Source organism: Bordetella tumbae (assembly GCF_054780995.1).
Genome location: NZ_BAAGVG010000015.1, coordinates 198,765 through 220,896 on the forward strand (window position 1 = coordinate 198,765; position 22,132 = coordinate 220,896).

The 22,132-nt window shown below is 58.4% G+C and carries 21 protein-coding genes and 1 tRNA gene; 9 read left to right on the top strand and 13 right to left on the bottom strand.

The window, feature by feature from the left end; translation table 11 throughout:
* Window positions 1–56 precede the first annotated feature (56 nt).
* From ACYVI2_RS13210 to ACYVI2_RS13220, 3 genes are read right to left on the bottom strand one after another with little or no spacing between them, the layout of a single operon-like run.
* Window positions 57–947, bottom strand: a complete 891-nt coding sequence (locus tag ACYVI2_RS13210; RefSeq protein ID WP_009459621.1) for a carbon-nitrogen hydrolase family protein — start codon at window positions 945–947, stop codon at window positions 57–59.
* On the bottom strand, window positions 944–1,552 hold the full coding sequence (locus tag ACYVI2_RS13215) for a GNAT family acetyltransferase (RefSeq protein WP_009459619.1): 609 nt from the start codon (window positions 1,550–1,552) through the stop codon (window positions 944–946). The genes ACYVI2_RS13210 and ACYVI2_RS13215 overlap by 4 nt, the downstream gene beginning before the upstream one ends.
* A 1-nt stretch (window position 1,553) precedes the next feature.
* Window positions 1,554–1,961 (bottom strand): ketosteroid isomerase-related protein, encoded by a 408-nt coding sequence (locus ACYVI2_RS13220; RefSeq protein WP_009459611.1) that lies wholly within the window; start codon window positions 1,959–1,961, stop codon window positions 1,554–1,556.
* 154 nt (window positions 1,962–2,115) lie between these two features.
* On the opposite strand from ACYVI2_RS13220, the gene ACYVI2_RS13225 reads away from it, so the two are divergent.
* Window positions 2,116–3,021: a LysR family transcriptional regulator gene (locus tag ACYVI2_RS13225; RefSeq protein ID WP_009459605.1), complete on the top strand. Its 906-nt coding sequence runs from the start codon at window positions 2,116–2,118 to the stop codon at window positions 3,019–3,021.
* A 150-nt stretch (window positions 3,022–3,171) separates the two neighbouring features.
* Here the strand turns inward: ACYVI2_RS13225 and uvrB are convergent, their stop codons facing one another.
* Window positions 3,172–5,148: an excinuclease ABC subunit UvrB gene (gene uvrB / locus ACYVI2_RS13230; protein WP_009459603.1), complete on the bottom strand. Its 1,977-nt coding sequence runs from the start codon at window positions 5,146–5,148 to the stop codon at window positions 3,172–3,174.
* 374 nt (window positions 5,149–5,522) lie between these two features.
* Window positions 5,523–5,954 carry a DUF488 domain-containing protein gene (locus tag ACYVI2_RS13235; protein WP_009459601.1) on the bottom strand — a complete coding sequence of 144 codons (432 nt, stop codon included), beginning with the start codon at window positions 5,952–5,954 and terminating at the stop codon, window positions 5,523–5,525.
* A gap of 492 nt (window positions 5,955–6,446) precedes the next feature.
* Between ACYVI2_RS13235 and ACYVI2_RS13240 the strand changes: the two genes are divergently transcribed.
* The 3 genes from ACYVI2_RS13240 (at window position 6,447) to ACYVI2_RS13250 (ending at window position 10,463) form a co-directional block, all read left to right on the top strand.
* Window positions 6,447–7,388, top strand: a complete 942-nt coding sequence (locus tag ACYVI2_RS13240) for a LysR family transcriptional regulator (RefSeq protein WP_009459599.1) — start codon at window positions 6,447–6,449, stop codon at window positions 7,386–7,388.
* 466 nt (window positions 7,389–7,854) lie between these two features.
* Complete coding sequence (locus ACYVI2_RS13245) at window positions 7,855–9,069, top strand: glutathione-independent formaldehyde dehydrogenase (RefSeq protein WP_009459598.1); 1,215 nt, start codon at window positions 7,855–7,857, stop codon at window positions 9,067–9,069.
* 503 nt (window positions 9,070–9,572) lie between these two features.
* Entirely contained in the window at window positions 9,573–10,463 is an 891-nt protein-coding gene (locus ACYVI2_RS13250) for a LysR family transcriptional regulator (protein WP_019726376.1), read from the top strand.
* Window positions 10,464–10,485: 22 nt separating this feature from the next.
* On the opposite strand, the gene ACYVI2_RS13255 is transcribed toward ACYVI2_RS13250, so the two are convergent.
* Window positions 10,486–10,779 (bottom strand): helix-turn-helix domain-containing protein, encoded by a 294-nt coding sequence (locus ACYVI2_RS13255; RefSeq protein ID WP_009459591.1) that lies wholly within the window; start codon window positions 10,777–10,779, stop codon window positions 10,486–10,488.
* On the opposite strand from ACYVI2_RS13255, the gene ACYVI2_RS13260 reads away from it, so the two are divergent.
* Together ACYVI2_RS13260 and ACYVI2_RS13265 are read left to right on the top strand one after the other, a co-directional pair.
* The gene (locus ACYVI2_RS13260; protein WP_023095485.1) at window positions 10,737–11,552 is read left to right on the top strand and encodes a substrate-binding domain-containing protein; all 816 of its coding nucleotides are present in this window, start codon (window positions 10,737–10,739) and stop codon (window positions 11,550–11,552) included. The two genes, ACYVI2_RS13255 and ACYVI2_RS13260, sit on opposite strands and share 43 nt — an antisense overlap.
* 118 nt (window positions 11,553–11,670) lie before the next feature.
* Window positions 11,671–12,639: a Dyp-type peroxidase gene (locus ACYVI2_RS13265; RefSeq protein ID WP_009459580.1), complete on the top strand. Its 969-nt coding sequence runs from the start codon at window positions 11,671–11,673 to the stop codon at window positions 12,637–12,639.
* A gap of 37 nt (window positions 12,640–12,676) precedes the next feature.
* Here ACYVI2_RS13265 and ACYVI2_RS13270 read toward each other — a convergent pair whose 3' ends face one another.
* Together ACYVI2_RS13270 and ACYVI2_RS13275 are read right to left on the bottom strand one after the other, a co-directional pair.
* On the bottom strand, window positions 12,677–14,620 hold the full coding sequence (locus ACYVI2_RS13270; protein WP_009459572.1) for a tyrosine-type recombinase/integrase: 1,944 nt from the start codon (window positions 14,618–14,620) through the stop codon (window positions 12,677–12,679).
* A 226-nt stretch (window positions 14,621–14,846) separates the two neighbouring features.
* Window positions 14,847–14,922, bottom strand: a tRNA-Gly gene (locus tag ACYVI2_RS13275).
* 132 nt (window positions 14,923–15,054) lie between these two features.
* On the opposite strand from ACYVI2_RS13275, the gene ACYVI2_RS13280 reads away from it, so the two are divergent.
* Both ACYVI2_RS13280 and ACYVI2_RS13285 read left to right on the top strand, forming a co-directional pair.
* The gene (locus ACYVI2_RS13280; protein WP_415818704.1) at window positions 15,055–15,819 is read left to right on the top strand and encodes a hypothetical protein; all 765 of its coding nucleotides are present in this window, start codon (window positions 15,055–15,057) and stop codon (window positions 15,817–15,819) included.
* Between the two features lie 138 nt (window positions 15,820–15,957).
* Window positions 15,958–17,349 (top strand): GntP family permease, encoded by a 1,392-nt coding sequence (locus tag ACYVI2_RS13285; RefSeq protein WP_415818702.1) that lies wholly within the window; start codon window positions 15,958–15,960, stop codon window positions 17,347–17,349.
* Between the two features lie 23 nt (window positions 17,350–17,372).
* Here the strand turns inward: ACYVI2_RS13285 and ACYVI2_RS13290 are convergent, their stop codons facing one another.
* The 4 genes from ACYVI2_RS13290 to ACYVI2_RS13305 all read right to left on the bottom strand — a co-directional run bounded on the left by ACYVI2_RS13290 (window position 17,373) and on the right by ACYVI2_RS13305 (window position 19,857).
* Complete coding sequence (locus ACYVI2_RS13290) at window positions 17,373–18,272, bottom strand: DMT family transporter (RefSeq protein ID WP_415818700.1); 900 nt, start codon at window positions 18,270–18,272, stop codon at window positions 17,373–17,375.
* 70 nt (window positions 18,273–18,342) lie between these two features.
* Window positions 18,343–18,948, bottom strand: a complete 606-nt coding sequence (locus ACYVI2_RS13295) for an FMN-dependent NADH-azoreductase (RefSeq protein ID WP_415818698.1) — start codon at window positions 18,946–18,948, stop codon at window positions 18,343–18,345.
* Entirely contained in the window at window positions 18,945–19,376 is a 432-nt protein-coding gene (locus ACYVI2_RS13300) for a carboxymuconolactone decarboxylase family protein (protein ID WP_415818696.1), read from the bottom strand. Before ACYVI2_RS13300 ends, ACYVI2_RS13295 begins: the two co-directional genes overlap by 4 nt.
* A gap of 49 nt (window positions 19,377–19,425) precedes the next feature.
* On the bottom strand, window positions 19,426–19,857 hold the full coding sequence (locus tag ACYVI2_RS13305) for a GNAT family N-acetyltransferase (RefSeq protein ID WP_415818694.1): 432 nt from the start codon (window positions 19,855–19,857) through the stop codon (window positions 19,426–19,428).
* 90 nt (window positions 19,858–19,947) lie between these two features.
* On the opposite strand from ACYVI2_RS13305, the gene pdxR reads away from it, so the two are divergent.
* The gene (gene pdxR, locus ACYVI2_RS13310; RefSeq protein WP_415818692.1) at window positions 19,948–21,372 is read left to right on the top strand and encodes a MocR-like pyridoxine biosynthesis transcription factor PdxR; all 1,425 of its coding nucleotides are present in this window, start codon (window positions 19,948–19,950) and stop codon (window positions 21,370–21,372) included.
* A gap of 3 nt (window positions 21,373–21,375) precedes the next feature.
* Here pdxR and ACYVI2_RS13315 read toward each other — a convergent pair whose 3' ends face one another.
* Window positions 21,376–22,128, bottom strand: coding sequence for an IclR family transcriptional regulator (locus tag ACYVI2_RS13315; protein ID WP_415818690.1), 753 nt, complete (start codon window positions 22,126–22,128; stop codon window positions 21,376–21,378).
* Window positions 22,129–22,132: the final 4 nt, after the last annotated feature.

Genomic DNA, 22,132 nt, shown 5'->3' on the forward strand with positions numbered 1-22,132 from the left:
TAGACGTGGCCTATCTAAGCCGACTCATCGAACTGAAGCTAACAAGATGAGACCGGCTAGGCGACCTGACGACCCGAATACCGAGCCTTCCGCAGTGCAGGCAACATCTGGCCGTCCCAGTCACGATCGACCGCAACCTGGGCCTGTTCCTGGTTTCGTTCGAGTGCTTCAACGTCAAGATCACCGATCGCCCATGTCTGCGTGCCGCAAGTCGTCGCGAGAATGCCATCATCCGGGAATCCACGATCCATTGGTGCATAGATCGTGGCCTCGCCAGTGTTCGTGTCCAACGCCGGACTCCAGTCAGCAGCTCCGGTCGTCACGGCCTGCGCGATGAACATTCGGTTCTCCAGCGCCCGCGCCATGCAGCCCACACGGACCCGGGTTGCACCTGCTTGGGTGTCGGTACAGCTCGGGACCAGCAGCAGGCGCACTCCCGCCTCTCTCTGGGCTCGCACGGGCAATGGAAACTCACTGTCATAGCAAACAGCGATGCCGGCACGCACACCGTTCAGGTCGAACACCTTGAGTTCGTCGCCACCTTCGATGACGCCGGTGTCCTTCTCGAACCCCGTCAACTGCAGTTTGTCCTGGTAGTCGCGTGTACCGTCAGGCGCAAACCACCAAGCTCGGTTGCGGTAGCGGTCCAAACCAACCTGGGTCAAAAACGTACCGGCCTGAATGGTCATGCACAACTCGCGCGACAGGTCGGCATACAGTGCCAGCCAAGCAGGCTGCAAGGCCTGCAGCGCGGCCAGAGAGGCGTTGAAATCACGGCGGATGCTAGGCTTGAACGTTGCAGCCAGTTCGAGGGATAGATACTCGGGCAACACGGCCAGTTCCGCTCCGCCACGGCGCGCCTCCTCCAGAACCAGTCGCTGCCGCGCAGCAAATGCCTCGAAGTCCGTCGGCTTACCCACTGCATATTTCGCAACTGCTACTTTCACTTCGCGTTCTCCAGAGAGTGCAGCCACATCGTGAGCGTCTGCTCGGTTTCGGTCGGCTCACCCACCTCCTTCCAGGGCAGCGTAACCTTCATGTCCGACTGTCGCACGTAGCCACGACGGGTCCAGAAGGCATCATTACTGCGGTAGTTGGAAGGACGCCGGGGATCGTCGTCTGCTCGATCCACCGACGCGAACGATGTCCACTGCATGCCGCCCAACGAACGGGCATGCGCTTCGCGTTCGTCAAAGAAGCGATGGCCCAGGCCAAGGCCCCGAAAGGCTGGGAGCAGGACTGATTCGCCGCAGTAAAACACTGCCTCCATCGGGATTCCTCGATCGGCGAACGGTACCTGGAAGGCCGGCTCCGTATCGCCGAGCGGCAACCCCGTGGACGCACCCACAACCACGTCATCAGCGAGCACGAGCACCAACAGGCTGTCTGCCGAACGGGCGTACATGGAAAGGTAGTGCTTCTCGTATTCGATGTCGCCCTCGTACAGGTATGGAAAGCTGCGGAAGACCTTCGCCCGCAGATGTGCCACGGTGTCGAACCATTCGGCAATGTCCGGCCCACGACGAACCAGCACCTGCACGTCGCTGGTCATTTCAGGCGTCCCCTCCGACCTGTGCGATCCAGTCGCCGAGGTTGTAGTAGTTGGTGACACGAGCGATCTTGCCATCGCGGATCTCGAAGAACGCGCCACCCGGCAGCACGTAGCGCTGGCCCTGGGCGTCCGGCAGCCCGTCGTCCGTCACCTTGTATTCGCCATGCACCACGTACTCCGCGCCTGCGCGCAGGCCGTCGGCGCTGACCATCACCACGATCCCGCGGAGTTGCTCGCCATAGCAGCGGTCCATGCGCTGCAGGAAGGCGCGGAAGGCTTCGCGACCGACCTCACGAGCGCCCTGGTTCAAATCGTGCGCGACGTCATCGGTCAACATTGACAGCATGGCCTCGCGGTCACCGCGGTTGAAGGCGTCGTAGTAGGCAGTGATGAGAGTCGCAGCGTTCATTCGCGTTCCTTGTTGGGTTGTTCGGAGCGGAGCATTCCGGGGTGCTGTCAGTCTGGGCAACCGCGCCTCCCTTGTATATGGAATTGTTGCGATTTTATAATTCCACCATCTGGAACAATTAACGAGCGGCGAAACCGACCATGAGGCGTGCGTCATGAACAAGGAAATGGAACTACTGCGCATCTTTCGGGTGGCGGCCGAAAGCAGCAGTTTTCGCGATGCAGCCGTCCGGCTGGGGACTTCTCCGCAAGGTGTCACCCGTGCCATCCAGCAACTGGAGCAACACTACGGCGAGGTGTTGTTTCATCGAAGCACGCGCCAGGTGCGCATCACCGCCTTCGGCGAAGGGCTGTTAGACCAGGTGCGCCCGGCATTGGAGCGGTTCGAGGATCTGTGGCGAACGCCTGGCTCCGACCAGCAGGCATCCCTGTCCGGTACGGTTCGCATCACCGCACCGCACAGCTTGGGCACCAGAGCGGTGCTGCCGGCACTGGAGCGCGTGGCCGCGCGTCATCCCGACATCACGCTGGATGTGCGCCTGTCCGATCGCATCAGCAATACGGTTGACGAAGGGATTGACGTCGGAATCAGGGTCGGATTCATGCGTGATAGCCGCTTCGTCGCACGCAAGGCAGCCGACATGAAACTTCCGATCGTTGCCGCTCCGCGCCTGATCAAGAAAGTGGGCGTACCTGAAAACATCGATGCGCTAAGCAGCCTGCCAGCTACCGTGGCCTTGGATATCAATACCGGCCGTCCCTGGCCTTGGCACTTCAAGGCGGGACGCCAGTGGACACCTGCCGCACCCACTCTCGTCGCCGACAATGCCGACATGGAAATGGGAGCGGCGCTGGCCGGGATCGCGTTCGCGCAACTGGCGGACTACATGGCCGCCCCCTACATTGCCAGCGGGAAGCTCGTGCGAGTGTTGGAGAGCGAAGAACCTCCGGCATGGGGGTTGTACGTCTATCGGCCTCAGCGTGGCCCCATTCCGGGAAGGGTTCGAGCGGTATTTGATGAAATGCTGGTCGCCGTTGGATCGTTGCCAGCTTTGCGCTGACACGTCGCAAGACACTGAAAGGCACACGCCCTGGAAAGCGGGGCACTGAGCCTTGGCGGCTCGCCCCTCCGGTTGAATGATGAGCCGACCGTCTGCCCGCTTGCGCCAGGTGCAGATCGGTCGGCCATGCAACCCTATGCCGGCAAACGATTAGATGTAAATGAATTGCCGGTACAAACCATCCAACTGACGACGAATATCTTCGACGCGCTGCTCGTCACCGGTATCGGTAAATTCGAGTAGCTGCTGTTCCTTGGCAGTGATCTGATCGCAAAGGTCGGACAAATTCTCGCAGAAAGCCTCGGAGTGAACGGTGGGCTCCTCCGTATTCGTCTCTTCTCCTGCTAGTTTTCGCACAGACGAGGCCGGAGAAATCCCATTTTCCTCGTTAAAGGCAATTTGAAGCTGCCTGCGCCTATTGGTTTCATCGATCGCCTGTTTCATCGCCGGAGTCACCGCGTCGGCGTACAAGATCGCCTTGCCGTTTTCATTCCGAGCGACTCGACCTATCATCTGAATGAGAGCATGGGCCGAACGCAAGAATCCTGCACGGTCTGCATCGAGAATAGCAACCAATGATGCCTCTGGAATATCCAGCCCTTCGCGCAAAAGACTAATCCCAATCAAAACATCGAACTCTCCTGCGCGCAGGCCATTGATGATCTCAACACGATCCTCCGCTTTTATGTCCGAATGCATGTAGCGCGCTCGAATCCCGTTGTCCGTCAAGAAATCCGTTAGCTCTTCTGCACTGACCTTCGTCAGCGTAGTCACGAGCACGCGATTTTTCTTCTTCACGCACTTCGATATTTCGGCAAGCAGGTCATCTATGTATCCGTCCGCTTTCCGCACCTCAACCTTGGGATCAAGCAGTCCCGTTGGTCTGATAACTTGTTCGACAACCCTGTCTTTCGACACCCTCAGCTCGTAGTCTCCCGGAGTAGCGGAAACAAAGATGGTCTGAGGCTTGACCTTCTCAAATTCACCAAAGTTCAACGGGCGATTGTTCTTAGACGAAGGCAAGCGGAACCCGTAATCTATCAACGTCTCCTTGCGCGCCTGATCCCCCCGGTACATTGCGGATATCTGTGGCACCATGACGTGGGATTCATCGACGAACAGAAGCCCATCTTTCGGCAGGTAATCCAGCAATGTGATCGGAGGCGAGGCCGGGTCCCGTTCGCTGAAGTAGCAGGAATAATTTTCCATGCCCGAACAATAGCCTACCTCGCGCATCATCTCCACGTCATGCGTGATCCGCTCGTACAGCCTGTTTGCCTCGACCAAGCGATTATTCCTGTTCAGCTCGGCAACCCGCTCTTCCATATCAGCGAGTATCTTCTTGGACGCGGAATCTATTTTATTCGTGGGCGGTGCAAAAAGCGTCTTTGGCGAAACCAAGTAATGGTCAATTGCCCCAAGCGTTTTACCTGTAACAGGGTCTAGCCATTGAACAGACGCAACAGAGTCATCCAGCAGTTCCACCCGAACTGCCCTATGCTCGGAATCAGCAGGAAAGATATCGATCACATCACCTTGAGCGCGAAACGTTGCACGTTTGAGAGTGCGCTCAGTGCGATCATATTGCAGCAGAGCCAAACGACGAATCAGCTCTCTCTGGTTTAGTTTGACCCCAGGGGACAGAGCGATCTGCAACGCTCGGTACGCCTCCGGGTCACCCAGGCCGTAGATTGAAGACACCGAAGCGACGACGATCACATCGCGGCGCTCAATCAAGGATTTGGTCGTGGACAGGCGTAGGCGCTCAAGGTGATCGTTGATGGCCGAGTCCTTTGGAATGAAACGATCGGTGCCCGGCATATAAATCTCGGGCTGAAAATAATCGTAGTAGGAAACGAAGTACTCGACAGCATTCTCAGGAAAGAAGTGCTTCATTTCACCATAAAGCTGCGCGGTCAATGTCTTGTTAGGAGCCAAGATCAACGTGGGCCGCTTCAGACGATGAATCACATTGGCCATCGTAAAGGTCTTACCAGAGCCGGTGATACCCTTCAGCGTCTGGTGTGTCGCACCTTCTTCTATGTCCGATAGCAGGCGCGCTATCGCCTCTGGCTGGTCCCCCGCCGGCGTATAGCTGGAGTGCAGAATGAACGTACCGGTTGACATTAGATATCTCCTAATTGAGCTACTTCAATTTGTCCTGATGTATCGGCTATTTCGGAAGACCTATAGCAGTACCAAACTGGGGTGTAAATGACGGCGATCCTGCCACGCCCCACCTGGGCGTAGGCGTCGCCAACATGATAGCCCAACACACGGGCGGGCTTCCCAGTGCATATCCGCCGAGCGCCACGACGTCAGCCAGCGGCCCGTCTGCCAATGCACCTGGAGCTACTCGCCTCGTTCAGCGCCGACATCGAGTCGTGGCGGGCGAGATTGCTCTGTACGCCCCATGTGTGGCGGCGGCTCCCGCCGATGCGCGCCTTTGCCTCTCTCAGCCATCAAGACGAGACGCCGGAGGCGTGGAGCTACGTCACCTGCTAAAGATGCACGATCTCAACATTCGGCCATTTGCCTGCAAGGTACTCGGCCACTAGCCTCCGATGGCAGTGATGGGGCTTGTCTTCGCTGCAAAGCAGGCAACTGTTATCAATCTTTTCTTTATCGATTGACTCAATCTTTCGGGACGACATTAAATCCAGAAACTTCCTCGCGTAGATATCCCAATCTCCCCCTTTTATTTTATATGCCTCGAACATGTCCTTGGTTGGAGCAAGTGCTGGCAGGTGCTCATATTCCATCCCACACAACGCCTCGGAAAAATACCGAAGATCCTCGCGCTTTGCGAAGCCGGCCAATTGCGAAACATTATTCAGACGAACATCGACTAGGCGTTTGGCACCAGAATCACCTAATTTGGTGAAGAAGGATCGCGCGGAGGTCTTAGTGAATCCAATCGTGAATATCTTCATCTGCCTTACTCCACTCGTTCCTTCATCCATAAATGGCTGTTATTGATCTGCCGCCAGGTACGCCCGTCAATCGCAGCCAAGGAAACGCCGGGGGCATGGCGTACTAGCTACTCCACAACGGCCACGGCAGGCTCCATTCTCTGGCCGCTTCAACGACTCGCGGCCACGACCCGAGCAGCTCAAGAGCTTAGCACCGCCTTTTGCGGTTGCGTGCTTCACCACTCCCGCTTCTTCCCTTCCAGAACGCGCCAACTGCTAAGCTACATGAGGACGACTCGCCCTACAGCGCGAAGCACCTGTGTTCGCGCTATTGGCTGTCCCGTGCGTTGTGGTGCTGGCCGCCGATGACGAGCCGAGCCTACTGAATGGGCACTGCGCACAACAGCCTTTCATGCGTGCCACCTGCGTGATCAAGGTTGAACGCAGATCGAAGCGTGCACAGGTTTTTTCATAAAAGTATAAAATTCAATCAACTCTATCAGAAGAAAATCTATGATCGTAAGAAACTTTGAATACTTGCTTGCTTTGCACCGTGAAGGCCATTTTGGCAACGCGGCAAAAAGCTGCAATGTTTCTCAGCCGACACTCTCCGCGGGCATCAAGCAATTGGAGGAAGACATGGGTGTCGAGATCGTGCGTCATGGCCGACGCTACGACGGGCTCACTTCTGAAGGAATGCGCGTACTGTCTTGGGCTCAGCAGATGTATGACGACTGCAAAGGACTGGAGCGAGAAATCTCCGCACTACGGCGGGGTATAGAGGGGAAATTCCGGCTAGGGATACTCCCAGGAACTGCCGGCGTAGCACCCACATTAAGCATCGCCCTTGCCGAAAAAACACCTTTACTTCAACAATCAATTCTGGTCTCCGGCGCTTCTTCCCTGCTGCAGGCGATTCGAGAAAACAATCTGGATATCGCACTCATGCATTTGGAGGATATTCCAGGGGAAGACTTCGATACTCACCTTCTGTACCGTGAACGCATTTTCCTTTTTCACGCCGCTAGAACACAGCAACCCCGAAGCACAACGTGGGACCATGTTCTTAATAGACAACTGTGCCTGCTGAACTCGGCAGTACCTGAATCCATTCAAGATAGACTGACGCAATGTACCGCACAGACTATTCGCACTGATTCAATTGACGTGCTATCGGCACACGTGGCGACAGGAAAATATTCGGCAGTTCTTCCGCAATCTCTCGCCGGCCAACTCGCACACATTCCGAATCTCCACGCAATCGGTATCAGTGGACCAATGTCACACTCAAATGTCGGATTCGTTGCTGGGAAAAATGCGTTCGAGGCACCGTCATCGCACGCATTGCTCGAAATGGTGCACACCCCAGAACTGGCCGCCGCTCTTCAATCCGTTATATCGATCCATCGTCGGTTCCAGCCCAAAGCAGACTCATCCCAAAGCCCCTTGAAATAGCGAGTCTCGAAGAGCAACGCTGTATTGCTTCAACCAGGCAAAGATGGCAGGCACGCCGTGTGCGCCGCTAACAGGCGCCACGTGCTGAGCAACCCATCGAAGGCCACCAGGTCTAGGGGCAACACGGGCGACAGGAGTACCTGCTGCATGCGGCCTCCTCATGTCTCGCTGGGTCAAGCTGACTATTCCTAGATCAAGCTAGGAGGCGCGATGTAGTGATGATCGTTGTCCTCTCCCAGCTAGGAGACGAGCACGGCTCGACGAGCCCGTGTAGATAGATCGTGTCTATCTGCACATAGATTATTCCAGTTTGACCACTTCTGAGCTTGATCCGATGCTGTCAAGACCGCAGAAGGAGACGCGGCCAACGGCTAGGCAGTACCACGATCGTTCTTCTTGACAGCGGTAAGTCTCGTTTCCCACTTCGATTTAGAAGATGGAAACATTAACGCACAGAGGTGACGAAATGACTCCGACCGGTAACCGAATCGTGACTTTCGAGAAGCCCTTGGAAATGAAGGTCAACACCTTCAAATTTCCAGAGCTGATAACCCCTCAAGGGAAAAGTGCACCCCACGGCGCTATCCTCAAAATAGTTACCACAAATATCTGTGGCAGCGACCTTCACATTTATCGCGGTTCGTTTGCTGTTCCCAAGGGAATGACCATGGGCCATGAAATGACCGGCGAAGTGATCGAAGTGGGATCAGACGTCGAAGTCGTGAAGAAGGGCGACATCGTTTCCGTCCCCTTCAATGTGGGTTGTGGGCGTTGCTACAACTGCAAGCATATGCGCTCCGATGTATGCGAGAACACCAACCCCGAAATCGACTGCGGAGCCTACGGGTTCAACCTCGGTGGCTGGACGGGGGGCCAAGGTGATTATCTCTTCGTACCGTATGCGGATTTCAATCTCCTGCGCTTTCCTGACAAGGATGCCGCCATGGAAAAGATCCGCGACCTGACCCTTCTCTCTGACGTACTACCCACAGCTTTCCATGGGTTCGCTGGCCCTGATTGGCCAGCCGCACCGGCCTACGTCGTCGGCGAAAACATCCTGATCTTCGGTGCCGGGCCGGTCGGCAGAGCGGGTGCCGCCTGCGCCAGACTTCTGGGTGCAGGCGCCATCATCGTTGCCGATTACATTCAAGAGCGGCTGGACCTTCTCAAGCCACACGGCGTGGAAACCATCAACCTTTCCGACGGCGTGCCGATCGAGGAACATCTCGAACGCATTACCGGGCACAGGGAGGTGGATCGCGTCATCGACTATGTTGGTGTGGACTGCCGCGGGTTTGGCGCGGAGGCTGACAAGATCGTGGAGAGCGCTGTTACCAACGCAATGCTCAAATATGTCCGCTTCGGCGGAATGACCAGCACGGTCGGTGTGTACTGCGCAAACCCGATCTCGAAAGACCCGAAAGCCAAGAAAGGCCATATGGATCTGGAATGGTCCAACGCCTGGATCAAGTCGCCGCGAATGTCGGCTGGTCAATCCCCGACGGCCAATTACAACCACGCGTTAATGCGGGCGATACTGAACGATCGCATGCCTTACCTTTCGCCGATGATGAACACTAAGTTCATCAAGCTCGAAGACGCGCCCGCCGCGTACAAAGAGTTCGACGCGGGTTCTGCATACAAGTACGTCATCGACCCGCATGGTTCAGTGCGGCAGTAAGTATCCGGCGCGGGCTACGCATCAGGATGTCTCACACTTTCTGGTGAGAGACATTCTGGCTCCTCTAGTCTCCGGCCAGCAACTGAAGCCGGCGAATATTTTCGCCGGCATTTGTCTGCTGCCCCAAGGCGTTGTGATTTTGACGGGGTGCTTGCCTTGGCTCGGGCCAGGAGCAGAACCTCAGCAATCCGCAGGTGATGATCAACCGCAGGCGTGTTCGAGCGCCTGGTTCGCAATCGGTCAAGGGTCGGACGGAGAAGATGCGCGGCATCCATTGATGTGCGTGGCTGAACATAGCCTTCGCCTGATCCTGACCACCCCACGGACTTGATCAGTCTCGCCTGGTGTTGTGCCGGCCTCGGGCCATCGCACGATCAGCCCAGCCCTGGCTCATTTAGCCAGAAGTTTCCAAAGACGTGGCCGAACTCGCCGCCGCCGAAATGGCAGTCACTTCTATAGGGAGATAGCACAGTGTTGGATAAGTCGGAACGGGAGGGTGGCCTATGGAGCTGCGCCATCTTCGCTGCTTCGTAGTTCTTGCTGAGGAGCTACATTTCACGCGGGCGGCTGAGCGCTTGCATATCGAACAACCACCGCTATCACGAGCCATCAAGGAACTTGAGGACGAGTTGGGCGTAGTGCTCTTCGACCGAAACCGACGAGGAACAGTTCTGACGGCGGCGGGTGCGGTCTTCTTGCAAGATGTACGCCGTCTATTCACTGTGCTGGAACAGGCTCGTGAAAATGCCAAGGCTGTGGCATCGGGCTTGCGCGGTAGCCTGCGCATCGCAGTATCAGATGGAGCTATCGATCCACGACTGTCGGCATTTCTGGCTCGTTGTCGCGCCGAGGAGCCGGAGATCGAAATACGCTTGTCAGAAGTGCCTCTGGCAGAGCAAGTGCGCGGTTTGCGCTCGGGCGACTTCATGATCGGGTTCGCGCACACGGCCGATGTCGGCGACGGTATCGCTGCCGAGGCAATCTGGCACGACCCGCTGGTGATTGCTGTGCCAGCTCGGCACTCATTGCTCACCTACAAGGAGGTGCCACTTCAAGAACTCCAAGGCCATCCACTTGTCCTGTGCGACCCGCAGGTATGCGAGGGTTATTGCCGCGAACTCAAGCGGCTGCTCAACACGTTGGAGCACAAGCTGAATGTTGTCGAGGAAGTATCCTCACTGGACATGATGCTCACCTTGGTCGGCGCCGGCTACGGCATCGGCTTCATGACGGCGACCAAGATTCCCATCTCTCAACGGCCGGATGTGGTGATCCGCCCCTTGGCGATGGATTCTGCCGTGATCACGACCTACCTGCTTCGGCCCGACGGCAGCAATTTATCGGCTTCGGTAGAGCGATTTGTCGTTCGCCTACGCGACTCATCGGACGGTTGACGGAGCCTGGCAAGCCAGACACTCAGGGATCGGTGTCGGCACGCAGATTGCGTTCGGTCGCCGTCATCAGGTCAGCCGCGCTTATTCCGAGTGCCGTAGAAATTTTCAGTATGAGCGGAAGCGTGGGCACGTGCTCACCACGCTCGATCTTACCCATGTGAGAACGCGAAATGCTTGCCCGAGATGCGAACTCGTCTTGCGCGACTCCTTGAGCGACGCGCGCAGCGCGCACGGCCTGTCCGAAGGCTAACGCCGACTCGGATTCATACGTCGATGTGCCAGAAGGACGGCCTGGCTGAATTGTTGATTTCTGCATTAGCAGAAGCGTCAAACAATCTGCCACAATTAACCACGTTAAAGATAACGACGTTAAACTTCACTCTTTACTGCGACGCTGGTTTGCCTTTCTGGACAGATCGCTTATTGGGGGCCCTCATGCATGACGCCACCAGCCAGTTTTCCCATTTCAGGCTTGCTATCGCACCTGGAGTGCCATCCTCTTGCCTCATAACGCTTCTTGCCCTTCAGCGCGCAGAGGAGCCTGAAGTCACCATCGCGTTCTTTGAGACCTCGGGCGACGACCTGATGACGGGCCTTGAGGAAGGCCGCTACGACGCCGGAATCTCGCTTCGGAACGCTGGTGCTCCAGCCGTGAAAAGCCAGCCGCTCTGGGTCGAGAACGTGGCCGTTGCAATGCCGCTGGGGTCCCCCTTACTTGCCCAGGCGAAGATCACGCTTGCCGAGCTTCTGGACTATCCGGTGTTTCGCTGGCCGGCGGAGGCATGCCTACTGCTCGATCAGCGACTGTCTTCCCTTCCGTTGAGCCAACAGAGCGTGCAGCATGTGACTTCGTTCGAGATGATGGCGCTTTGGGTCACCGCTGGCTACGGTGTGGGGCTCTCGGCGCAATCGCGCATGGAGCGTGCCCATGCGTGGGGGATCACTATGCGACCGCTTTCAGACGGCCCCTACGAGATCGTGACATACCTGCAGCGGCCCCACGGACGAGCCAATGCTGTTTCTGAGCGGTTCGAGCACAGGGCAATGCTGGTTGCCAGGGATAGGGCGGCTTGCTCGAATATCCCATAGCCCGCTCTCGCCGAGGCTGCGTTCGGGTAATTACCGCGGCACGCACCTGTTAGCGCGCCAGTGATAGCGCTTCCATCTTTGGCAATATGATGAATTAACATGGTCTTTGGAGGCACGAATGGTTGGAAGTGGTTGGGACCGAGTACCAATTGACTCGCAAAGCATCGATGCGCCGCTGTCGCGCGCGGCGGTGTTTCTCACGTTGACGGTCGCCGAGGGCCACGAGGCCCTTCAGGCGGTCGCCGGCATCTTGGACGGGCTGGACGACCTGATCAAAACGGTGGGCTTCCGCGATCTCAACGGCCGGCTGTCGTGCATCACTGCGCTGGGATCGGCGCTATGGGACCGTTTCCAGACCGGGAAGCGCCCGAAGGAACTACGGCCCTTCGTGCCCATCGAGGGTGCCAAGCACACCGCGCCTGCCACGCCCGGCGACCTGTTCTTTCACATCCGTGCCGAACGTGAGGATCTCTGTTTTGAATTCGAGCGCCTGCTGCTGGACCAACTGGGCAGCAGCGTGACGGTGGCCGACGAGGTGGTCGGTTTTCGCTACTTCGACTCCCGCGACCTGCTTGGCTTTGTCGATGGCACGGCCAACCCGACCGGGCACGACATCGGCGCCTCGACGCTGGTCGGCAGTGAAGATCAGGCGTTCGCCGGCGGTAGCTACTTGGTGGTGCAGAAGTATCTGCACCAAATGCAGCCGTGGGCTCGGCTCGCCAAGGACGAGCAAGAGCGGATCATCGGCCGGGAGATCGTCAGCAATGTCGAATTGCCCGACGCGACGAGCGGCCAGAAATCGCACAAGACCCTCGCCACAATCGTGGACGACGACGGCACCGAGCACGACATCCTGCGCGACAACATGCCCTTCGGCCGCCCCGGCCAGGGCGAATATGGCACCTACTTCATCGGCTACTCCAGGCATCTGTGGGTGACGCAGAAGATGCTGGAGCGCATGTTCCTCGGCGATCCGCCAGGCATGCACGACCGCCTGCTCGATTTCTCGACGGCGCACACCGGCGCCGTGTTCTTCGCTCCCGCACCGCGCACGCTGAGCGAACTCGTGGAGGCGGTGCAAGCGTAATGCAGGGGCCACAAGGCCCCTGCAAGGTTTGAGAGCCCTATGCTCCGTCTAGAACTACTGCGCTATCCACCAGCCGACGAACGCTTTGCCGCACATCCTCGGGGATGGGGTAAGGGGCAATGGCCTCGGGCATATCCGCATGGTGCTGGTAGTCGCCCATGATGACCCGGATGATCGCCGGCACGTTGGTCGGCGTGACCGCATCAATGGCCGCGCGGTCCCCCAGGTCAGGGTGCGGCTGGGTCAGCATGCGGTACAGATCCCACGAATCCGCGTGCAGGCACTGGTTCATGAGCACCTGGGCCAGCTTGTGCTTGAGCGGCACCAGTTGCCAATCGGGAACACGCTGCCCCCGATTACCCAAACTGATGGACAGCAACTTGCCCGCTTTCAGTTCGCGGTTGATCTGGTCCTTGGACTTTCCAGCCAGCTTGCCGAACAGCGGGACCGGCAAGCTGCTTGGAGACTCGTAGATGGTCAGCATTTCCTCGCGCTCGCGCTGGATCGCGGACACTTCCGGCTCTGGGGCATGCGTCGGAGGCGGCGGCACCTGAGACAGCCGCTGGAACGTGATCCCGCCGCTGCTCGGGGTTACGACAATAGGCGTGGCCACGACGGGCGGGACGCCGGGAGGAGTGGGCTCGGCCATCGTGAGGGTCGCATCCATCGTTTCCTCCACTTCTGCCATTGCCGGCACCCCGTCGATACGGATGGTCAGGTGCGCGCTCGCGGCTTCCACTTCGCCCTGTTCGAGCAGGTCGAGCCGATCGGCCCAGTCCTGCATCATCCGACGGCGCGGCTCAACGTACTTGGCGTGGTTGTAGGACGAACTCACCTTATTGGGGTCGGAATGGGAAAGCTGCGCGTCCACCCAAATCTTCGGGTAGCCAATCTCGTTGAGCGCCGTCGAGATGGTGCCGCGGATGCCGTGGCCGGTCAGGCGCCCCTCATAGCCCATGAGCTGCACGGCCTTGTTGAGGGTGTTCTCGCTGATGCGCTTCTTGAGTTCGCTGCGGTGTGACAGCAGGTACCTCTGCGCCGGCCGCATCACCCCCAGAAGATAGCGCACGATCTCGATGGCCTGCAGGGATAGCGGCACGATATAGGGGGGCACATCCTGCGGCCGCTTCCCTGCCTTGCGCATTTCATCCTGGAGCTGCTTGACGATCTGCGGCGGGATGATCCACAAGCCCCTGTCGAGGTCGAACTGTTCGGGTTCGGCCAACCGCAGTTCGCCGGTGCGCACCCCGGTCAGGAACAGCAGCCGGACGCCAAGCTGGGTCTGCCAGCCACGGGGGTTGTAGAGCCGGAGCTTCTGGAGGAACTCGGGCATCTCGGGCAGGTGCAAGTAGGGGTTGTGGGCTACCGGGGGCTTGGGTTCGGCTACCACGTCCAGGTCTGCGGCCGGGTTGACCTCCAGCCCCTCGGCGATGACCAGGGCATAACGGAACATCTGGTTGAACCAGGTGCGGACCTTTTCCGCAGTAGTGAACGCCTTGCGCTTCTCGATCGCCGCCAGGACGCCCAGAAGCTGAGGGCGGCGAATGTCATAGATCGACATCTTCCCCAGAGTGGGCAGCACGTCTTTGTTAAAGATGCGCAGGATCTGGGAAAGCGTGCTCTGACGGCCTTCCTTGAGTTCCTTACGGCGATGCTCGACCCAAGCATCGAAGACGGTCTTGAAGGTGTATTCGCCCGCCAGCTTGGCCGCGTGCCGTTTCTGGTCGCGCTCGACCTGGGGATCGATCCCCCTGGCAAGCAGGGCCTGGGCCTTGTCTCGCTCGGTCCGGGCTTCACGCAGGCTGAGGGCAGGATAGCCGCCCAGGCACAGGCGCTTTTGCTTGCCCAGCCAGTAGTAGCGGAATTGCCATGACTTGCCGCCTGCGGCTGAGACCATCAGGCCCAGGCAGTCGTTGTCGGAGAGGGTGTAGCGTTTTCCGGTGGTCTTCGCCTGCCGGACGGTCAGATCAGAGAGCGCCATTTCGAGACTCCTAAGTAATGACTTAGGCCCTATGCTCGTCATGGTTCCCGCTCAGCCCCAGCAACTATCCGGTAGCCGCCCCACCCGTATTCTTGTGCCTTATTTGGTCACTCAAAAACGGTAGCTGTGGGTGGATTTCCGTGGCACTCGCTGGAATGAAAAAAGGAGCCGAAGCTCCTTTTTTCAATGACCTACAGACCCCAGTAGAAGTCTGTGGATCAAAATTTGGAGCGGGAAACGAGTCTCGAACTCGCGACCTCAACCTTGGCAAGGTTGCGCTCTACCAACTGAGCTACTCCCGCATTTTGGTAACACCGGCGTCCGGCACCAAAGAAAAAAATTATAGCAGGAATTTTTGAGGTTGTGCAAGCTGGGCCCCCATTGCACGGGACGGGTGCATAATTCCCCCGTTTCAGATCTGACTTCATTGCTCCATGCCATACCTAGGACTTGGCCTTCATGTGGCCATCGCACTGTTTTTCGCCGTCCATGCGGTGCGTAGCCAGCAAAACACCTATTGGTTGTTCATCCTGTTTTCATTCCCCGGTCTGGGCAGCATCGTGTACTTTTTCGCGATCTATCTGCCGGAAATCCGTCATTCGCGCGGTTTTCGCACGACAGCAAAGGTGGCGTCGCGCTTGATCGATCCCAATCAGGCCATCCGCAAGGCGCGAGAGGACCTGGAGCATGCGCCGACGATCCAGCATCGCATGCGGCTGGCGGAACTGCTGCTCGAGGCAGGGCAGGCTGCCGAGGCATACAAGCAGTATCAGCAGGCCGCCAATGGCCCGTTTTCGGATGATCCCGATCTGCTGAAGGGCTTGGCACGTGCGCAATATGCCATCGGCGACGCTGCGGGCGCCAATCTGTCATTGGAAAAGCTTTTTGTCGCGCAGCCGTCCGCGAAAGAGCAGTCGGGACCCACCTTGCTCTATGCCCGGGCATTGGCGCAAACCGGTTCGGCGCAGGCGCGCCAGGCATTTGAGCAGGCCGTTACCTATGGAACGGATGCTGCGGCTCGTTGCCTGTATGCGGACTGGCTGGTCCAGCAAAATAACGAGGCGGACCGCAAACAGGCGCAAGCGCTGTACAACGATGTTTTGCAAGACGCAAAGCACGGTCCGCGATACGCTCGCCAACATAATCGCGATTGGATAGAGCGCGCCAAAACCGGTTTGGCCGAGCTGACGCAGCGATAGCGGCGGAACTAAGCTCAGCAGACTGTCATGTGTCCCATGGAATAATCAGACAAACGCCCGGCCGCCTCGCTCCAGGAAAATAAGTTTTCTCCCGGAGATTTGGCGCGGCCGTGCTGCGTGGTTTTCTATAGGAACAACATGAGTTCAGGTGATTTTCAGCTGCTTGCGACGGCGCTCGCCAGTGTTTTGATTCTGGTGGCATTGATCGTTTCGCGCATCAAGATGCATCCGTTGCTGGCGCTGCTGGTAGTGTCCATCGGGGTCGGCCTCGTGACCGGTATGCCGATTGATCACCTGGTCAAATCCATCACCAATGGCGCGGGTAAAACCTTGGGCGCGGTAGGCCTGGTGGTCGCTCTGGGCGCCATGCTGGGCAAGGTCCTGGCCGATACGGGCGTGACCGAAAGTATTTCGAATTTCATCCTGAACCGCACGTCGGTGCGGGGCCTGCCTTGGGCGATGGCGCTGGTGGCTTTCATCATTGGCATCCCGATGTTTTTCGAAGTCGGCCTGGTAGTGCTGCTGCCGCTGATTTTCAGTGTGGCGCGCAAGATCGAGGAAACGTCGACGCGACGCGGTTCGGCCTATGTGTACGTCGGCGTGCCTGTCATCGCAGCGTTGGCATCGATGCACGGCATGGTGCCTCCCCATCCTGGCCCGCTGACGGCGATCGCTACGCTCAATACCAGCGTGGGCGCGACGTTGATCTACGGTTTTATCGCCGCTATTCCGGCGATCGTGCTGTCGGGGCCGCTATATGCCGCGTTCATCGCGCCTCGGTTGACGGTGCGTCCGGACGAGTCGTTGATTGCGCAGTTTTCGCCGCAAACCGATACCGCTGCGAATGCCTCGTCTCGCCCGGGTCTGGGCTTGGGGCTGCTGGCCGCGCTATTGCCAGCCCTATTGATGTTGTGCCATGCCTTAGGTGAATTGCTGTTTCCCAAAACATCGGCCATCGCGCAGGTGACGGCGTTCTTGGGTAATCCGGTGATCGCGATGTTGATTGGCTTGTTGTTTGCCACCATTGCTCTGGTCTACGCTCGGCGTGGCGACGCGGAGCATCTGCAGAAATCATTGACTGCGAGCTTGAAGCCTATCGCCGGAGTGTTGTTGATCATCGCCGGCGGCGGGGCTTTCCAGCAAGTGCTGACCGATGCGAAAGTCGGGGATGCGATTGTGCATCTGACGCATCAGTTCGCACTGTCGCCGCTGATTCTGGGCTGGATCATTTCCATGCTGTTGTCCGTGTCCACGGGGTCTGCGACGGTTGGGATTGTCGGGGCGGCAGGGTTGTTGGCGCCACTGGCTGGCGCCGATCCTGCGTTGAATCTGCCGTTGCTGGCCTTGTCGATCGGCTGCGGTTCGTTGTTTTTCAACTATGCCAATCATGCTGGGTTCTGGCTGGTCAAAGAATCCTTTGGCATGACCATGGGCGAGGCGACCAAGACCATTTCGGTGGTGCAGTCGATTGTGGCGGTAGTGGGCCTGATCATGGTGTTGCTATTGAATCTATTGCCGCCGTTGGTGTGACGCGATCCGATGAGAGCCGAACTTCAGGATCGCTTCATCACCAGATAAATCCCCGCTGCGGCGAGCGCCATGCCAGGAATCGCCAGCGCCGGCAGCGTTTCCCGCAAGACCGCGAATGCAATGATCGCGGTCATCGGCGGTACGAGGAAAAACAGCGCGGACACGCGCGATGCCTCACCGCGCCGGATCATGGCCAGCAGCAGCGAGATCGCCAGCAGCGAGTTGCACACGACCAGATAGGCCAGCGATCCAAACAGACCGGCCGTCCACTGCACCTGCATGGGCTCCAGCCAGAATGCCAATGGAGCCGTGACGGCCAGGCCCACGCTGTACTGCACGGTGTTGGCCGTCAGCACATTGGCTTGTGTGCCAAATCGCTTTTCCCATAGCGTGCCACCCGCCAGCGTGAGCAATGCCAACAGCGCGAATCCCAATCCCAGTGTCGATGTCAGCGCGATGGACGATTTAGAGAGGATCACCACAATTGCGCCGGTGACGCCCAGGATCAGACCAATCCATCGGCGCAGCCCCACGCTTTCTTTGGCGACCCACGGGGCGAGCAGTCCGATCAGAATAGGCTGTTGCGAGGTGATCAGCGCAATCGTTCCGGCGGACGTGCCGAGCTTCAGACTGAGATACGTAAACGCAAAATAACCGGCCTGGATCAATAGGCCGGTGCCGATCAGGCTGACCCATTCGTTGGCCGTCAATCGAAAGCTCGGCCGGCGCCAACAACACGCGAGGATGAGCAATCCCACCACGCACACATAACGCAATGCCAGAAACGTCAGCGGGTCGGCATACTGCAATCCCGCCTTCAGGAAAACGAATCCGCTGGACCAGAGCAAGAGAAAAAGCGCGGGCGAGGCGATTACCCAATAGGACGTCGATGGTGTTGCGGTTTTATTTCCGGTCTGTGGCACCGTCTTGTCCCAATGTGAGTGGCTGTGTTCTCCTGCAATGAGATTAACAATCTTGCGGGGGAAAGGCCACTCACGCAGGATTGAATGCGGTAAGCAATGCCTCTTGATCTGCGGCCAATTGCTCCGGCGCGCGAAACGCCGTTCCTTGCAGCGACAGGAACTGCACGCTTTTTAACCCCACGCATCCCAGCGCTGCGGATAGATATGGCGTCAGAAAGTCCGGTTGCTTGGCGTTGTCGCCTGTGAAAATTCCACCGGATGCGATGGCGATATACACAGGGCGGTCCGGCAGCAAACCGATTTTTTCGCCGGTGGCCGATGGTGCAAAACTGCGGCCGATGCGCACGATCTGGTCTATCCAGGCTTTGAGCGCAGACGGCACCGTGAAGTTATTCATCGGCGTGCCGATGACCAGGGCATCCGCGTCTTCGATTTCCAGAATCAACTGTTCCGACAGACGGGTTGCGCCATTGGCTATGCCTATCGCCAATGCTTCGCGCGAGGCCAGTGCGGTCGCGTAATCGGGCTCGGCGTGCGGGATCGGATCGTGTCCGAGATCGCGGCGGGTGACGCGTGCATCGGAATGAGCAGCGAGCAACCGCGCCACAATCGCTGCGGACAGTCGGCGGCTGTGTGATGCGGCTCTCGGGCTGCAATCGATATGCAGAATGTTCATTGGCGCATTCCGATGGCCAGCCGATTGAATGCGCTCATCAAGGCAATCGCAAAGCATAGATCCGAGATTTCGGCATCGCTGAAGTGCGCCTTGAGCGGTTCGAAATCTGCATCGGGCGCGTGCGTCTGATCCACATGCGTGAGCGATTCCGTCCATGTCAATGCAGCGCGTTCACGCTCCGTGAACCGTTCGCTCACGCGCCATCCCGCAACGCTGTCGAGCTTGGCCGTATCGATGCCGTCGCCGCGCAGCGATTTGCTATGCATCTCCAGGCAGAATGCGCAGCCGTTGATCTGCGACATGCGCAGCCAGACCAATTCGATCAGTGATTTGCCCAGGCTGCTTTTTTCCAGGGCTTTTTTGGTGGCCATGAATCCTTGATAGGCTTCGGGGGAAAGCGTCCAATAAGGCAGGCGTAGTGTGCTCATTCATTGCTCCGATGGGTGAGAGTCAAAAAAAGGCCGTGATGACCAGAATTTACAGCTGCTGGCAGAAATGCAGCGCTTTGGCCAACAAGCCTTGGCGGAAATAAAAGCGTTGTCCCAGCGCATTCGCGAGGCCGGTATCCAGCACAAAATGCGCGCAGCCCTGTTGCCGCGCCTCGTCGCGCAGGCTATCGATCAGCGTCGCGCCCACGCGATGCCGGCGCGCGTTCTCCGTGGTGATCAGATCATCGACATAAAGAAAGCGTCCGTATATCAAGTTTTCCTGTAGACGATAGCCTGCCAGCCCTTGAATCTGCTCGCCACGCCAGGCCGCCAGCAGGCGGTAACCCTGCCCGGCTTGCCGGCGTATCTGGGCGGCAAAGGCATGGGCGTCGGTCAGATGCGGGCGTAACTCCCGCATGACTTCAAAACCGGCTTGATAATCGTGATCGCTCTCGAGATGACGCAAATGAATGTCGGACATGGGATTTCCTTGTGGTGCAGGCTCTAATTTAGGAAAATCTTGGCCTATGAGATAGGTGCAAGATTTGAATAAATTAATAGGACATGATTCATGGACATGCATGATCTGCGCCTGAGCCGGACGGACGGCTTGCCGATTTATTTGCAGCTATATCGGCGATACCGGGAGGCGATCGAGTCAGGCAAGCTGCTGCCTGGCGATCGGGTCCCGTCGGTACGCAGCCTGGCCAGCGAGTTGAACCTGGCGCGTGGAACCATCGAAACGGCGTATCAAATGCTGGTCGCCGAGGGTTATTTCGTGGCGCGAGGCGCAGCCGGTACGGTGGTGTCGCCGCGATTGGGGACACTATCGGAGCCTGTTCACATCAAGGTGTCCAGCTCTGGCATGCAGGCGTCGGCACGTCCCCCGGAGATGCTAGGGGACGATGTGCCCTTCAGGCTGGGGTTGCCTGCATTGGATGCCTTTCCACGTAAAACCTGGGCGCGCCTCGCAGGGCGCAGTCTGCGCACGCTGGAAACGGCGGCGATGATTACACCGGATCCGGCTGGATACGAGCCTCTGCGGCGCGCCATTGCGACTTACTTGGGTATTTCCCGCGGTATCGCTTGCTCGCACGAGCAGGTGTTTGTGACCGTCGGCTATCGTGGCGCGTTGGAACTGGTGTATCGCGCCCTGCTGCAAGCCGGAGATCTCGGGTGGCACGAGGAGCCGGGTTATCTCTTTGCACGGCAGTGTCTACAGCAGCTCGGTTTGCGTTTGATGCCCGTCACAGTCGATGGCGAGGGGCTGAACGTAGAGACCGGAAAACGGCGCGCGGATCAGGCGCGTTTTGTGGTGGTGACACCGACTCATCAGAGCCCCATGGGGATGGCGTTGTCGCTACCCCGTCGGCTGCAACTGCTGGAATGGGCCAGTCAGCGCCGAGCATGGATCATCGAAGACGACTACGACAGTGAGTTTCGCTATCACGGCCGTCCATTGCCGGCATTGAAAAGCCTGGATCGCGAGGGCAGGGTGCTCTATACCGGGACCTTTAGCAAAGTGCTGTTTCCCGGGTTGCGATTGGCCTATCTGGTCGTGCCGGTTGCGCAAGTGCAGAGGTTCCGGGACATCGTGGAGCACATGCCGGGCGCAGGCTCCATCCTGCCGCAGGCTATGGTCGCCGATTTCATCGAGCAGGGGCATTTTGCGCGGCATCTGCGCAGGATGCGCTCGCTTTATGCCGAAAGACGCGCCTATGTGGTCGATGCGCTGCAACGTACGCTGGGCGATCGGCTATATGTCGAGCCGCAGGCCGGAGGCATTCAAGTGATGGCGCATTTACAGGGGGCGTTTGACGACAAGCACATCGCAGCGCAGGCGCAGGCCAATGGACTGGCTGCCCAGGCATTGAGTCAATGGTGCATGCGTAAATCGCCGCTATCGGGATTGATCATGGGGTTTGCCAATTTCGCTACGCCCGAGGCAGCCCAGGCCGCAGTTCGACAATTGGCGGAACTGGTGGTCGAGCGATAGGGTTCACACGGCATCTCCGATTTCACGGCGAATCAGCTCTGCGATGGTGCGTTGGCGAGCGGCAGGCATTCGATCGAGAATGCACGAGACGCTGAGTGCCAATCGCGGGTACCCGGAACGATCGCGCAACGCGACGCCGACGCCGAGCACGCCCGATACGGCTGCATTACCGACAGTTGCCCATCCTCTATCGCGTGTAGCCTCGACCAACAATCTCATGTGCGCCACGGTCATGTTTCCGTACGAGCGCAACGCCTCACGGTTCTGCTGGATGACGGCTTCCGCCTCGTCTGGGGGTAAAGCCGCCAGCAACGCCAGCCCTGCCGCGCCGACCCCCAAAGGCTGACGGTGGCCGATGGTCACCGCCAACACCTGCACGGGGTAGCTGCCGATTTCCCGATGCAGGCACAACGAGTCGGAACCCACACGGCAGATCAGAAAAGACGAGTCGCCCGTGTGATCGCTGATGCGCCGCATGGCAGGGGCGAGCCGTGCTACGGACAGTGTCTGCTCGTCGCCCAATTGCGGCCAGAGCGATGCTGCGCGGTACAGGCCCGTTTGCGGATCGCGAACGGCATAGCCTTCTTCGACGAGGACGGAGATGTAGCGGTACACGCTGGTGCGCTGCATGGACAGCGCCCGGGCAATGCCGTTGATGTCCAGCCCCTCCGGGGCGCGCCGCAGTGCCGCCAGAATATGCAGCCCTCGTCTCAGGGTGCTGGCGCCATGGCTACTGTTTTGCGAGTCTTTGTTCATTATT

Bases quoted from the DNA above. Each gene is read 5' to 3' on its own strand.
- ACYVI2_RS13250 (WP_019726376.1), top strand. From the start codon at position 9,573: ATGGAGCTGCGCCATCTTCGCTGCTTCGTAGTTCTTGCTGAGGAGCTA.
- ACYVI2_RS13240 (WP_009459599.1), top strand. From the start codon at position 6,447: ATGATCGTAAGAAACTTTGAATACTTGCTTGCTTTGCACCGTGAAGGC.
- ACYVI2_RS13245 (WP_009459598.1), top strand. From the start codon at position 7,855: ATGACTCCGACCGGTAACCGAATCGTGACTTTCGAGAAGCCCTTGGAA.
- ACYVI2_RS13235 (WP_009459601.1), bottom strand. From the start codon at position 5,954: ATGAAGATATTCACGATTGGATTCACTAAGACCTCCGCGCGATCCTTC.
- ACYVI2_RS13295 (WP_415818698.1), bottom strand. From the start codon at position 18,948: ATGAACATTCTGCATATCGATTGCAGCCCGAGAGCCGCATCACACAGC.
- ACYVI2_RS13265 (WP_009459580.1), top strand. From the start codon at position 11,671: ATGGTTGGAAGTGGTTGGGACCGAGTACCAATTGACTCGCAAAGCATC.
- ACYVI2_RS13280 (WP_415818704.1), top strand. From the start codon at position 15,055: ATGCCATACCTAGGACTTGGCCTTCATGTGGCCATCGCACTGTTTTTC.
- uvrB (WP_009459603.1), bottom strand. From the start codon at position 5,148: ATGTCAACCGGTACGTTCATTCTGCACTCCAGCTATACGCCGGCGGGG.
- ACYVI2_RS13215 (WP_009459619.1), bottom strand. From the start codon at position 1,552: ATGACCAGCGACGTGCAGGTGCTGGTTCGTCGTGGGCCGGACATTGCC.
- ACYVI2_RS13255 (WP_009459591.1), bottom strand. From the start codon at position 10,779: ATGCAGAAATCAACAATTCAGCCAGGCCGTCCTTCTGGCACATCGACG.
- ACYVI2_RS13220 (WP_009459611.1), bottom strand. From the start codon at position 1,961: ATGAACGCTGCGACTCTCATCACTGCCTACTACGACGCCTTCAACCGC.
- ACYVI2_RS13260 (WP_023095485.1), top strand. From the start codon at position 10,737: ATGTGCCAGAAGGACGGCCTGGCTGAATTGTTGATTTCTGCATTAGCA.
- ACYVI2_RS13305 (WP_415818694.1), bottom strand. From the start codon at position 19,857: ATGTCCGACATTCATTTGCGTCATCTCGAGAGCGATCACGATTATCAA.
- pdxR (WP_415818692.1), top strand. From the start codon at position 19,948: ATGGACATGCATGATCTGCGCCTGAGCCGGACGGACGGCTTGCCGATT.
- ACYVI2_RS13300 (WP_415818696.1), bottom strand. From the start codon at position 19,376: ATGAGCACACTACGCCTGCCTTATTGGACGCTTTCCCCCGAAGCCTAT.
- ACYVI2_RS13225 (WP_009459605.1), top strand. From the start codon at position 2,116: ATGAACAAGGAAATGGAACTACTGCGCATCTTTCGGGTGGCGGCCGAA.
- ACYVI2_RS13315 (WP_415818690.1), bottom strand. From the start codon at position 22,128: ATGAACAAAGACTCGCAAAACAGTAGCCATGGCGCCAGCACCCTGAGA.
- ACYVI2_RS13285 (WP_415818702.1), top strand. From the start codon at position 15,958: ATGAGTTCAGGTGATTTTCAGCTGCTTGCGACGGCGCTCGCCAGTGTT.
- ACYVI2_RS13270 (WP_009459572.1), bottom strand. From the start codon at position 14,620: ATGGCGCTCTCTGATCTGACCGTCCGGCAGGCGAAGACCACCGGAAAA.